The organism is Bradyrhizobium sp. BR 1433 (assembly GCF_051547665.1).
GTDB lineage: Bacteria > Pseudomonadota > Alphaproteobacteria > Rhizobiales > Xanthobacteraceae > Bradyrhizobium > Bradyrhizobium australafricanum.
Window position 1 is genome coordinate 3001335 of sequence record NZ_JBPUGG010000001.1, and the last position, 13512, is coordinate 3014846.

Sequence of the window (13512 nt, forward strand, 5' to 3'; positions counted from 1 at the left end):
TTCACTTTGGCGGTGCCCGGGTCAGCGTCACGCCGGTCTGATGGCTACCTAACGATTGGGAAATACTTTTGCACACTCCGATCCGTGAGATAGCCCCCCGGCAGCTCGGCTTGGAAGCGGTGGCGACACGCCGGCGCGCCCCACGGTCACATTGGTATTTTCCACCTGCCAGGTTGCGGAATCGGCAAATCGCACGTCATCCAGCGTGATCTCGAGGGCATGCGTCTTATCAATCCCACGCATCACCAGCGAACCTCCATCGCCACGAACATGGCGCAGCACAATCTGGCGATAGAGGGGAATGCTGTCACCTTGGGCGCGTGGATCATATCTTGTATCGAACATGATCGGCCAATGGTTGCCGCGCAGGCACACATTCTCATAGGTCACCCGCTCCACCAGGCCGCCCCGGCTGACATCACTCTTGATGCGCAAGCCCGATGTCGTGCCGTCGAGAATCAGGCCGCGCACGAGAATGTCGCTCACACCGGAGCTCACCTCGCTGCCGATCGACATTCCATGTCCCCAGCCGAAATAGTTATCGACGATGGAGACATAGCGGGTAGGACCGTTATTGCCGGCCTTGATTGCCACATTGTCGTCTCCGGTACGGATCACACTATGGGTGATGGTCACATCCTGGCTGGCGCCAGGATCGATGCCGTCGGTGTTGCGGGCGTCGGCGGGTGCTTCGATGGTGACGCCCCAAAAGGTAGCACCTTCGACGCGGTTCATCGCCACGTGAAAACTAGGCGCATTGCGCAACGTGATGCCGTGGAAGGCAATGTCCTGCGCGTGGTCGATCTGGATCAAGCGCGGGACGTTCTGATTGCCATGCTCGTTTTGCGCCCGGCGAGCCAGCTCCCACCAAGTTTCGGCGCTGCCGACCATGGGTGCCCCGCCCTGGCCATCGATGATGCCCTCGCCATAGATGCCGCCACCGCGCGTCTTGGAAAAGCTGATGAACGGGCGGCAGCCGTCACCTTTACTTGCGATGCGACCGCAATGTCCCAAGCCCCTGTCATACGCGTTCGGGTCCGAGATCGCAAAAAGCGTGGCGCCCCGCTCGATCCATAGCGTGACGTCCGATTTCATCTCGAGTGGACCTGACAGGAACTCGCCGCGCGCCAAATAGACCGCAGCACCGGCGGGGCAATGGGCAATGGCATCCTGCAACGCGGCTGTGTCGTTCGTTCCAGAGGCCTCCGGGCGGGCGCAAACATCGCGCGGCGCAATTGGCTCGGCGACAATGCGGCGGTCTTTCGCCTGGCCGGCTGGGCAAAATGCCATTGAGATTGCGAGGGGTAGAGCCCAGTAGCGGGAAAGATTTGTCATTTACATTCTCATGCATTGCTGCGTGCATTTTGCCGCGTGAACTGCGCCCGATGGGAACGCGAGCTTGAGCAGCGCCGCCCTTCTCTGTGGCGCGCGCAAGGTGACCTTAATAAGCCAACCCAGGATGGCGCTCTCGTCCCGGTTAAGACTGCGGACGAGTTGGATACGGTTCAAGGCGCCGGCGATGTGGTGTCGCAGCGCCGGGCCAACCGGTGGTCCCAGCCGGCGTTCTCGCCACTATCGTCCAGAATGCAGCTCTGAGACCAATTGTCTTCAGCGGCGCCCTCCTCGGCAAACCACCAGTTGTCTTGGGTCTGGCGACGCTATGGTCCGCAAAATGCCGGCTTTCCTACGCGATTCAGCTGCGTCTCGAATATTGCCGAAGAAGGCAAAATCACGGACTGGCGTTGGGCAGGACTTGCTTCCTTGCAAATTTGAGTGGTTGCGGAGCTCGCAACCACCGATACCGACATTCCCTGGGCCACATCCACGGCCACCATCGGAAAACGAACCCATCACGGCTCCAGCGCGACCTGCAGGCCCTCGTTCCCCTCAAAATGAACATAACGTGGCCCAATCGGCCGCCCCCTGCCGCTGGCGACGGTGACAATGTCTTCCAGCGGGTTCGCGCGCGCATCCGCCTCGGGCCGGGACAAGATCAGATCGGCGTGAAACAGCCCTTCCGATTCAAGACCGGTCGCATCGACGCCAAGCCTCGCCAAGGTAGCCAAACAACTTTCAAACTCTTCAGCATCGCGAAAGCGACGCTGAATAAATGTTGCGCCTGTAAGACGTTCCGTCACAAGGCCACGCTTCGCGAACGTCGCAGCCAAGGAATCAAATGGGAACATTCGTAGCACGAAGGAGATGATCCATGGACGCTTCTCCGTCGCATCGAGAACCTTGCTGAACGTCTTCTCGGTAACGTAGCCGATGCAGCCCGTCGACATGATAACGTCGGTGGGGCGGATAATACGCGCGCTGTCCGTCGATAGCGTCTCCTTTTCAAGATCAGCGACAATCCCCTGCTCAAGGAGACCAACACCCGTCCCATAGCTGATCGCAGGCGCCGATACATCGAGACCGATAAATCGCGCGAGGCCGACATCAGGCCAAGCTGCATAAAAATTGCGATCGAGACGCACCAGTGTCTGCAGAACTAATCGCCCTCATCTCGCGCCGGGCGTAGCGATGACGCAAGCCCGCGAAGGTCAGCGGAAACCGATGCACCGCGGCGTTGATACCGTATGAACAGCCAACATCAAGCACGACCGGCTTAAGGCCGGTTGCCGAAGTTTTCGCTGCCAGAATCTGACGCACAACCGGCTCAGCCACGTCCGGAATCATATAATCCAAGTCTCCCAGACAGAGAAATATGCTCTCGGATCATCCAAAGCATAAATATCATCGAAGATAGCTTTAGACTGGTTGATACGCGAAAAATCTGATCGCAACTCAGCGTCCCCCATTTCATCTTACGGGCCGCTCGACGGTTGCAGCCCTCAGTCACTCGGTGCCTTATTGCAGAGATCAGCCGACGCATAAACCCCATCTGGCCGATACGGATCGAACCCGGCGATCATAACCATCAAGAGGCGCACCTCATCGACGCGCAATCACGATCCCAAGGCAAACGCACCAGATTTCCATACTGCGCTGACGTGTTCGCGCGTGAAATCCTGCCGCCCTTGCAATCGAGGTGCTGCCACCTGCGCGGCTTGGCCGCACTCGATGATTCCCCGATCTTTCAACGCTGGGCTCACCGAACCCCAAATCGCCGAGCGTCTCGGAGCTGACCTCGCGAAAAGGTCAGATTTCGTGCGCGAGTCCTATTGATGTCAGGGGGTGCAGCAACTCATACCTTGGTTTAGACATCCTAGGCGGGTATCTGCGACATCTCGCTGATGATTTGATCACGCAGAGCCCAAAGCTCTTACATCATGGCCGGGCGGGCGCGCTTTAGCGATCGATCAGGCCTCGTAGGATGGCTTCCGCGCGCATCGAAACGGCCGTGTAAAGTTGCGCGGCCTTTATGGACTTGAGCCTTCCCGGGTCATTCTGAGCGATGTTGGGATCAGATAGGAGGCGCTGGAAGCGAGCTCTGCGCCACGCTTGCACGCGGCGAAGACGCGGCAGTATGGCCGACTGCTCCTCAATACTGACTCGCTTCTCACTCGCCACAGCGGCCACTCCTCTTGAGGTTACGAGCGTAACGCAACCTTGGCGCGTGTGGAAGAGGTTCCCGGTATCCTACGGGTGGGCGCACTCCACGCCTTTGCCACTTTGCTGATTCCGCTCGATGTCGCCCACGATTCCGGAATGATCTCGCCCACCGTTCCGATTTGATGTCGCCCGCCATTCCGAGATGATCTCGCCCACCATTCCGGGATGATGTCGCCCGGGGTGACGAGGCCTCTTCTGGCTCCGATACGGTCCCGCCTTTCGGCTTTGCGAAGGGGGACCTGGATGCCGACGGAGAGGTTTGCGATGCGCCATGTGCGCGATGTGATCAGATTGAAGTCGGCCGGGATGCCGACCCGCGAGATTGCGCGGCGGGTGGGACAGCCCCTTCGACGGTGCGGTTGACGATCCACCGGTTCGAGGCGGCGGGGCTGACCTGGCCATTGCCCGACGACATCACCGACGCTGCGCTGGAAGCCCGGCTGTTCGCCAGCGCGGGAGCCGGTCCCGGCGCCCGGCGGGGCCATCGCCGGCAGGCCGAGCCGGACTGGGCGGCGGTACACCGCGAACTCCGGCGCAAGCATGTGACGCTGTCGATCCTGTGGGACGAGTACATCGCGGGCGAACCCGGCGGGTATCGTTATTCGCGGTTCTGCGAGCTCTATCGCGCCTGGGAAGGCCGCCTGTCGGTGACGATGCGCCAGTCGCATACGGCCGGCGACAAGCTGTTCGTCGACTATGCCGGCGACGGCGTGCCGGTGGTAATCGACCGGTTCACCGGCGAGCGACGCGCCGCGCAGATCTTCGTCGCGGTGCTCGGCGCATCGAGCTTCACCTACGCGCAGGCGACCTGGACGCAGGGGCTCGCCGACTGGATCAGCGGCCACGTCGGCGCCTTCGAGGCGATCGGCGGCGTGCCGGCGCTGCTGGTGCCGGACAATACCAAGGTCGCAGTGATCAAGGCCTGCCGCTACGATCCGCAGATCAACCGCAGCTACGCCGACATGGCGGCGCATTACGGCACCGCCATTCTGCCGGCGAGGCCGCGACGGCCACGGGACAAGGCGAAGGTCGAACAGGCGGTCCTCATGGTCGAGCGCTGGCTGCTCGGGCGGCTGCGCCACCGCACCTTCCACAGCCTCGCCGAGGTCAACGCGGCGATCACCGAGCTAATGACCCGGCTCAACGAGGAGCGGCCGATCCGGCGGCTCGGCGTGACCCGCCGCAAGCTATTGGAGGAGATCGACCGGCCGGCGCTCAAGGACTTGCCGGAGAGCCCCTACGTGTTCGCCGAGTGGCGGATCTGCCGGGTCAGCATCGACTATCACGTCGAGGTCGAGGCGCATTACTACAGCGTCCCGCATCGCTTCGTCCGCGCCGAAGTCGAGGTGCGCTTCACCGCCCGCACCGTCGAGATTTTCCACAAGGGCGAGCGGATCGCCGCGCATCAGCGCATGAGCGGCAACCACAAGCACACCACCGTGCCGGAACACATGGCGTCCAGTCATCGGCGCTACGCCGGCTGGACCATCGAGCGCATTCGCAAGGAGGCCGCCACGATCGGGCCGGCCACCGCGGCGCTGTGCGACCTGATCCTCGATGAGCGGGCGCACCCCGAGCAGGGCTTCCGCGCTTGCCTCGGCATCATCCGGCTCGGCCAATCCTACGGGCAAGAGCGGCTCGATGCTGCCGCCATGCGGGCGATCGACATCGGCGCCCGCACCTACAGTTCGGTCAAATCGATCCTTGCCAACAATCTCGACCGGCGTCCTTCACCCAAGCGCCCCGCGGACAACGCGCCGGTCCTTCATCCCAACATCCGCGGGCCGCGCTACTACAATTAGGAGATCACGCCTTGCTCACGCATCCGACCCTCGATCAACTCCACGCGCTCGGCCTTCATGGCATGGCCAAGGCCTTTGCCGACATCGAAGCCGGCGGCGATGCCGCAAGCCTCGGCCATGCCGAATGGCTCGCGCTGCTGCTCGAACGCGAAGCCTCGCTGCGACGCGACAAGCGGCTATCGAAGCGGCTGCAATACGCCAAGCTGCGCCAGCAGGCTTGCGTCGAGGACATCGACTATCGCACCCCGCGCGGCCTCGACCGCAGTCTCCTGACGATGCTGGTCGAAGGCCAATGGATCGACGACCACGCCAACCTGCTGATCTGCGGACCTTCCGGCGTCGGCAAGAGCTGGCTCGCCTCGGCGCTCGGCAACAAGGCCTGCCGCGACAATCGCTCCGTGCTCTATCAGCGTGTCCCGCGGCTGTTCACCGATCTCGCTTTGGCGCGCGGCGACGGCCGCCACCCGCGGCTCCTGCGGGCGCTCGGCCGCATCGATCTGCTCATCCTCGACGACTGGGGCCTCGAGCCGCTCGACGCCGCAGCCCGCCACGACCTCCTCGAGATCCTCGAGGACCGCTACGGCCGCCGCTCCACCACCGTCACCAGCCAGCTGCCCGTCGATCAATGGCACGCGCTGATCGGCGATCCCACCTACGCCGATGCCGTCCTCGACCGCCTGGTCCACAACGCTCACCGGATCGATCTCAACGGCGAGAGCCTGCGGCGAACCCGCAAACCCGATCGAAAGGCCTGAGCCAGTGGCGCTGTGGACATGCCGCTGCGCTTGGACAACGCAAAGAGCGTTGCCCACATGCCCACAGCAGACCAACAGCAGACGAAGAAGGGCCTCAAGCCGCGATTCAAGTTGACCCCGCGGCTTCACCGATGCCAGAAACCAAACAGCCAGAACGCCTCGCGCCCCGGGCGACATCAAATCGGAATGGTGGGCGAGATCATCTCGGAATCCTGGGCGAGATCAAATCGGTACACCCGGGCGAGATCATCGGAATCCGCACCACTTAGCTGACCCGACCGATTCGAACGCCTGACGAGCAGGCGATCCCTGCGGCGAGATCGTCTGGCGTGTCGCGCAGCGCCGTCGCCCGGCGTCATAGGCATTGAGGTAGTCAGCACGGAATAACGACGCTGAGCCGTTCCCGGCCTGGGACGACACCTGCGGGTCGATCGGACCGAGCTCGGACGAGTTGCTCATCGCGATCCCATTGGCGCCGAGCGCCATCAGCGTGCCGGCGCTCGTGCGTAGTCCGGAATGATGACCTGAGTTGCTGCTCTTCGCCCTTCGCACTACGGACCACCCCGATCAACTTCTCAGCCGCATCGACATCGTCGCCCGGCACGTGCAGCAGGAGATCGATTGGATCGCCGGGGTTGATGTTGTGGAGCATGTCGACGAAGCCCAGCGCTCAATTGGCGCTTCGCGCGCTCCGGGATCCCATCGTAGAGGCAGGATGCACTTGAAGCCACTCGGCGCGAAAAGCCGGCAGCGGAACGTGAATTAGCGGCTATCTTTCGGCTATTTCGCATGCCGGAAGTGGGAATGCCCAAGCCCGCGACCGGCACACCTCGCGGCCGCGATCCGGAAGCACGATCTGCAGTCAAACGTCCCGTTCGGACTGAGAGAACGGAACCAAACCTTGCTGATGTTCTAGGTCGGCCTACTGAGGCATATAAAATGTTGTAGACGCATTAGTTACCATAGGTCGCGATCCGTTCTTATGGCTCGGCGAGTGGAATGTGGCGCCCTCCTCCGTTGTGTACGGAGTGAACGACATCAATTGCACTAGCTTGTCGAGTTGTCCGGGCGTAGGTTCCAGTGCCAACGCAGGAGTTGTGTCATGGGCAGTGACATACTTAACAGCGTGATTATTGTGCTATTCGGGCTAAGCCCGCTCGTCATGATCGGCATAGCAATGTATGTGCAGTAGGGTATCTCATTTGGCGGGCCCACCGCTTCTTTGCGAGACCTAGCCCTCGGGGCGGGTAGATGGTCCCAGCAACCGCCGCTACGCCGGCCCCCAAGGTTGCTGGGACCGCTTAATAGGAGGCGGCTCAGTTGGCGGCCTCCTGGCGGATCCTTAACGACCCGATCTCACTCCGCCCAGCAAACTGAATTTTCCTTTCCTGCCGAAGCTCATCTATTTGGAGCGCCAGCAGCTCACGCGGCGGATGACGCAGAAGCGCTTTGTCCGCCTCACCAACGGCTTCTTAAAGAAGCTGGATCCAAATCGCGGCGGTGAGCCGTTGAATGGCGCGATATAAATTCTGCAGCGCACAGAGCCCCCCGCGGACCACACCGGCGGTTGCGCTCGCCTCAGAGAGAGGATGCAAGCTGAGGCCGAGTCTCCAGTGAGATAGATCGTCATCCGATGAGAGGCCAGCTCACGCAAAATGATGAGCGCAACGGTCGAGGCCCCGGCAACGCCGAAGAAGCCGTAGTGCGCCGCGTTCAAGTGATTTGTTCGTGCCCGGTCCAGACTGGGCGCCTTGGATTGTCAGGGCGGTGTCCTCGTTCCTCAACAGCAATGGAAAACGGCCCCAGCCCCTACGGAGAAACTGGGGCCGATGGCCGTCCAACTCTTCGTCAGAGTGCAACTTCAACCGCGCTGGTCGCCCTCGCTCCTGCTGCCGCCTCGTACCCTGGCGACCTACGCTTTGCCTACTCGGCTCGATCCTGCAGCCCGGTTTGCCGCTGCGCATTTGTTAAGATTATGGTGGAAGGCCGGCCTTTCGCAGGCCATCAACCAAATGTTCCAAGTCTTCGGCGCGTTTGAGAATGGATACCTGCTTCTGGGTCCCGCTGATGCTGTATTTTGGATTCAGGCGCAGAACCTCGCTTGCCTCTGCACGAGCATCTTCTATTCGTCCCAGTTGAGCGTACGTAGCTGCCAAGAAGGCGTGGCCATACTGGTGATTGGGCGCGCGGCCAATCGCTTCAGCCAACCAATGTTGGGCATCGTGGTACTCTTTGAGGTGGTAGTGAGCTACGCCGGCCATCAACGGCGCAAAATGTGGATGGAATGGATCAAGGCGCATTTGCAGCTTGGCGATGGCAATAGCTCTTGTCGGCTCTCCCACCGAGTAGAATATTTGCGCAAGGCGGTAATCCGCGAAATTGGGGTTTAACGCAAGCGCTCTTTCGGCAGCGGCAGTCGCTGCGTCGAAGTCGCGCCTCCGGACAATGTTATAGCCCAATTCAGCATAGGCTTCGGGCAGGCTCGGATTGAGCGCAATTGCCGTGCGCGCCAGTTTGATGGCCAGATCAAGGATAGTCGGGCGCAAATATTCATCATTCAGGGGATTGAGCCAAGCCACCCGGTGCGTGCTGGCCAGCATTGTATAGCAACGGGCATATTTCGGATCGATGGCCAGCGAATCCGCAAGGTGACCTCGTGTCCTCAATAATTCCGCCATTTGCCACGAGGACTGAAACGATATCCAGGCCGCAGATGCGCGCATGTAGTGATCATAGGCCTGCCAAGTCGCGGGCGGCTTGAGCAAGGTGCGTTCGGCTTCCGCCATGTTGACATGCGCGACCAGAATTGCGGCGATCGTCCGCGCCACGTCGTCCTGGATCGCAAATACATCCTTCAACTTCTGGTCATAGCGCTCGGCCCAGCGGTGGACGCCACTTGCAGCATCAATCAGCTGTGCCGTGATCCGAACTCGGTCAGTGCCCCGACGAACGCTACCCTCCAAAACATAGCGCACGCCGAGTTCTCGACCCACCCGACGCAAATCAACCGCTCTGCCCTTGTATCGAAAACTCGAATTGCGTGCGATCACGAACAAGTCCGAGAAGCGGGACAACTCGGTGATGATGTCTTCCGAAATTCCATCCGCAAAGTACTCCTGCTCCGGGTCGCGACTCATATTCTCAAAAGCCAGGACAGCGACCGATGGCTTTTCGGGAAGCGCAAGCGCGGGTCGCGCCGGAACGTTGCCGAACGATACGCGATAGACCCGCACCGGCCGCGCGATGTTCTTCAGTTGATGCTCGCCACTATCCTCGAATTCGACGTCTACTTTATCCTGCGTATCTTCTCGCACGCGTTGCGACACACAGATACCGCCCGGCTCGCAAAGCGCCTCGAGCCGAGCCGCAACGTTTACCCCGTCGCCAAAGATATCGCCGCCTTCGATAATGATGTCGCCGGCATTGATACCAATGCGGAACTCGATCCGTTTCTCGATTCGCACATCGGCGTTTCTGGTGATCATGCCACGCTGTATCGCGACGGCGCATCGCATCGCGCCGACCACGCTGGCAAACTCCACTAAGATTCCGTCGCCGGCGCTTCTGATGAGCCGCCCGCCGTGCTTTTCGATCTCGGGATGGGCGAGCGCGGACAGATGTTCGTTCAGCCGGGCGTGCGTACCCTCCTCATCAGCACCCATTAGGCGGCTGTAGCCGGCCACATCGGCCACGAAAATAGCACTCAGTCGCCGTTCGACGCGGTCTGCGGCCATAAAAGCCCGCCCTGATCCGATCCGATCTTTAATCAAAGTCTATTGTCAGAACCATGAAGTGTCTATCGCACTCCAAACACCGGCGTAGGCCCCGCCAACCCGCGTACGAGATCGGCGAGATCGACCTCGGTATCGAATTCTGCCTGTTTTAACGGCCAACCGCGCGCGATTCACGGACGGATGGGCGCGCCCGCAGTGTGCCGGAGAGCGCCAGGCCGGTCAGATGACGTTCTTTCGGAGGTTGCGGCCTTGAAGGGCGCGTGGTCCAGTTGTCTTTGACAATCGCGATACTGGTAGGGATCAGCGCATGACGAGACTGACGCCGCTAATTCTCGCCGCGCTTGTGATGCTCTCCAGTCCCGCACTGCCAAATGATGGGCAGATTACATTGGTTGTGGGATTTGCGGCAGGGGGAACCTCTTCAACCGCAGCCAGAATAATTGCTGAAGCAGCAGAGCAGATTACGGGAACCTCGACGATCGTGGAAAATCGACCTGGCGCGGGAGGGGCGATAGCGGCGGATTGGGTACTTCGGCAAAAGGGGGCTCGGACACTCTTGTTCATGTCCTCCACGTCGTCACTCAGAACGTCTCCTCAAAGCGAGCTTGTGCCCATCGGAATTTTGGCGACCTTCTCATACGTTGCTGCCACGAGAAACGACGCTGCCGCGCATCTTGCTGACTATATGAAGGAAGCCTCGCGCGAGGAGAAATATCGCACCGCAGGCGCCGGGAGCGTTCCCCATCTCATAGCTACAAAACTTTTCAACGACTACGGAGTGCCGATGGTGCACGTGCCCTATCAAGGGTCGGCGCCGGCAATCCTCAGTGTCCTCGGGGGGCACGTCGCGGTCGCGGTTGTTCCTTTTCCAGACTTTCTCCCGTTTCAAGATTCGCTTCGCATTCTTGCGCAAACCGGCAGCGGGATTGTAACGGAAGGATGGGTCGGCATCCTCGCGCCGCCGGAAACATCAGCGGAGGAAGTCGCCCGTCTCTCCGAGATCTTCCGGCAAGCATCGGAGCGTTCTCAAGAGAAACTGCAAACTCTCGGATTTAAGCATGCATGGCGATCCGGTGTTGAGGCACGAGCGATGCATGAGAAAGACCACGCCCAGTGGGCGCCAGTACTTAAAGTGCTCGGCATTCAACCCTGACACAGCCGCAACAACCATGACGTGACTAAGGGTTTCAGACACTGCCGTCCGGAGCAGCGTCGATTTAGACGCTCTGCCGTCTTTTCCGCATTCGGCAAGCCCATGTTTGGGCGCTGGCTCGAGCACCCATCACGGAGCCGTTGCACGGATGAAGCACGGACCAGATTGCAGCCTTGTCAGGGCGGTCCGGGCACTAACGGCGCTTTGATCCTTTCTGGACCGTCTTGAGAGCTTGATTGACGCCCTTCAGCGATTCATTGACACCCTTCAGCTGCGCTTCCAGGGCATCCCTGCGCTTCTGTAGGTCCTTCAGCAGTGCTTTCCTTTGCGCCTCGGTCAATTCCTCGAAGTCGATGAGATCCACTGCAAATCTACACATCGCCGCCTCCAAGTGGCAAAATTAGATTTGATCAATTCCTTGTCCAATACGCGGCTAAATTGTTGACAATTTCTAGTGGAAAATCAAGCTGGATGATACTCGGATCGAACGAATTTTGGGCGACCTTGCGCGTGGCGGGACACCGGCGCAAAGCCTTGCCTCTTTCCCCGCCTTGGTGCGACTGACCTGATCGTTTCAAGGATCAATCAATCGACCAAGCTGCGCGTTGGGGTTTGCGGCCGCATTGGCCAAGATTGCCGTGTAATCGGCAGTCCAATTCTGGACGGCGTTTGGTTCGAATAAGTCGTCCTTACGCCCGCATATGCCGGTCATCCCTGACGGCGTGTCCTTAAGCGTCATCGAAAGCCAGGCCCGATCGATCGGCATGGCAGACCGTTCTTCCTGGTAGCCGAACGGCCGAAGCGACAGATCAGGCAGCTGGAGCGCGCGGCGGAATGCAACTTGGAGAACGAAATAAACTCGAACGAGTGATGCCGGGCATAAGCCGGTTTCTTCGGCTAGTCGGGTGGCAATGAGATCGAAGGGAAGTTCTTGTCTGGCGTGAGCCTCCAACACAGCCTTGCGCACGCGACTAAGCGCTTCGCTGAAGGTTAGATCAACATCTAGTTGGGTGCGGATGATCGTCGTGTTCGCGAACGGCCCGATCACGCGTTCTGTCCAAATTTGAGGCCGATTGGCCATCAAGGTCGCTACGCAAATGTCGTTGCGCTCGCTCCGGAGCAACAGCAAGGTCTTGAAACCGGCGAGTAAGCTCATGAACAGGGTTGCGCCCCGGTCACGGCTGATGGCGCTGAGCTGCGTCACCAGATTGTTGGATATTTGAAAAGGCTCCTGGACAACGCGCGAGGTCAATTCACCTCCAACGCTGCTTTTCGGGGCTGCAAATGGAGGTGAGGCTTTGTCGAGGCACCGCTTCCAGTAAGCGAACTGCCTGTTTGCTTCCTCGGTGCCGGACCACAAACGCTGCCAGTGAGCGAAATCGGAAAACTGAAGCGACGGTTCGGGCAGTTGCACCTTCGCACCGGAAATCGCAGCGGCATAAATCTCCAGAAGCTCTTCCATGAAGATTGCCATCGACCAGCCATCGATGATGATGTCGTGCATGACCAGAAGCAAAACATGGTCCCTGGCATCGAGCCGGAAGATATAGGCTCGGAACAGTGGCGCATTGTTCGTGTCGATCGGCGCCAGGGAGCTCCGTTCGGCTTCCAACTTCGCCTTTACCAGCAGAAGTTCCGTGGCTCGAGCATCTCCGGTATGCACCGGGGCTGCATAATCCTTCACAGCCAGGATCGATCTGACATCGACGTCCGGCACGACGCGAGCGAGAGGGACATCACCCTGCCAGATAAACGCCGTGCGCAGCATGTCATGCCGACGCACGACCTCGGCAAGGCTCCGCTCGAGCACGGGAATGTTGAGTCGGCCCTGCAATCGATAAGCGAACGGCAGGTTGAACTGGGGCAACCCGGATAATTTTCGCTCGATGCGTAGCATGCGCTCCTGCACGATGGAGATTGACTGTGCGTCATCTCCATCAGCGCGCGAAATCTGCGGTTGCGGATCGTGCGGGCGCACCAACGAGCCGGCGCCCCCTTTCAATGATTCAAGGTGAAGCGCAAGAGCCGCAACGGTCGGCCAATTGAAGATATCTTCGAATGACAGGGTGCTGCCGAAGCGCTCCTCCACACGCAAAATCAACTGGGTCATGGCAAGTGAATCCACGCCGAGCGCGAAGACATCCTGATCGACGCTGATCCGATCGATGTCCAGGATGTCCTTCCAGATACCGGCCAATTGACGCTCCAATTCCGAGCTGGGCGCAACTCCTTTGCCGTCGTCCTGGATTGGTCGAATCTTTGAAAAGCCGGCCGCAAGTTCATTGCGCTTGATCTTCCCGCCGGGGCCTTTCGGAATCTCCGGTACAATCACGATGAGGCCAGGGACCTTAAACCCGGCCAGGCGTCCGCGGGCGAAGTCTCGGAGACTCTGTACGCTCACCTTTGCGTCCTGACGCAGCACGATAGCGGCGGCGACGTCCGCGCCTAGTCGCTCATGGGGAACAGGGAAAACAGCGGCTTCGATCACAGCCGGGTGGCTCAGCAAAGCG

At 60.1% G+C, this 13512-nt stretch carries 6 protein-coding genes and 2 pseudogenes; 3 read left to right on the plus strand and 5 right to left on the minus strand.

Annotation, left to right across the window (positions count from 1 at the left end; translation table 11 throughout):
- Positions 1 to 48 precede the first annotated feature (48 nt).
- Positions 49 to 1335 carry a glycoside hydrolase family 28 protein gene (locus ACSKB9_RS14815; RefSeq protein WP_438074030.1) on the minus strand — a complete coding sequence of 429 codons (1287 nt, stop codon included), beginning with the start codon at positions 1333 to 1335 and terminating at the stop codon, positions 49 to 51.
- A 515-nt stretch (positions 1336 to 1850) separates the two neighbouring features.
- Positions 1851 to 2804, minus strand: a pseudogene (locus ACSKB9_RS14820) (class I SAM-dependent methyltransferase).
- A 1018-nt stretch (positions 2805 to 3822) separates the two neighbouring features.
- Between ACSKB9_RS14820 and istA the strand changes: the two are divergent.
- A pseudogene (gene istA / locus ACSKB9_RS14825) lies at positions 3823 to 5360 on the plus strand (IS21 family transposase).
- Between the two features lie 11 nt (positions 5361 to 5371).
- Positions 5372 to 6115, plus strand: coding sequence for an IS21-like element helper ATPase IstB (gene istB, locus ACSKB9_RS14830; RefSeq protein ID WP_076828398.1), 744 nt, complete (start codon positions 5372 to 5374; stop codon positions 6113 to 6115).
- 1973 nt (positions 6116 to 8088) lie between these two features.
- Here the strand turns inward: istB and ACSKB9_RS14835 are convergent.
- On the minus strand, positions 8089 to 9849 hold the full coding sequence (locus ACSKB9_RS14835; RefSeq protein ID WP_438074032.1) for an adenylate/guanylate cyclase domain-containing protein: 1761 nt from the start codon (positions 9847 to 9849) through the stop codon (positions 8089 to 8091).
- Positions 9850 to 10156: 307 nt separating this feature from the next.
- On the opposite strand from ACSKB9_RS14835, the gene ACSKB9_RS14840 reads away from it, so the two are divergent.
- Positions 10157 to 11002, plus strand: coding sequence for a Bug family tripartite tricarboxylate transporter substrate binding protein (locus ACSKB9_RS14840; protein WP_438074033.1), 846 nt, complete (start codon positions 10157 to 10159; stop codon positions 11000 to 11002).
- Positions 11003 to 11195: 193 nt separating this feature from the next.
- On the opposite strand, the gene ACSKB9_RS14845 is transcribed toward ACSKB9_RS14840, so the two are convergent.
- Together ACSKB9_RS14845 and ACSKB9_RS14850 are read right to left on the minus strand one after the other, a co-directional pair.
- On the minus strand, positions 11196 to 11366 hold the full coding sequence (locus ACSKB9_RS14845; RefSeq protein WP_411784376.1) for a hypothetical protein: 171 nt from the start codon (positions 11364 to 11366) through the stop codon (positions 11196 to 11198).
- A gap of 210 nt (positions 11367 to 11576) precedes the next feature.
- Complete coding sequence (locus ACSKB9_RS14850; RefSeq protein WP_438074035.1) at positions 11577 to 13508, minus strand: condensation domain-containing protein; 1932 nt, start codon at positions 13506 to 13508, stop codon at positions 11577 to 11579.
- Positions 13509 to 13512 lie beyond the last annotated feature (4 nt).

What these genes read in the sequence shown, in the direction of transcription:
- ACSKB9_RS14815 (WP_438074030.1), bottom strand. Translation starts at nt 1,335, where the DNA reads ATGACAAATCTTTCCCGCTACTGGGCTCTACCCCTCGCAATCTCAATG.
- ACSKB9_RS14835 (WP_438074032.1), bottom strand. Translation starts at nt 9,849, where the DNA reads ATGGCCGCAGACCGCGTCGAACGGCGACTGAGTGCTATTTTCGTGGCC.
- ACSKB9_RS14840 (WP_438074033.1), top strand. Translation starts at nt 10,157, where the DNA reads ATGACGAGACTGACGCCGCTAATTCTCGCCGCGCTTGTGATGCTCTCC.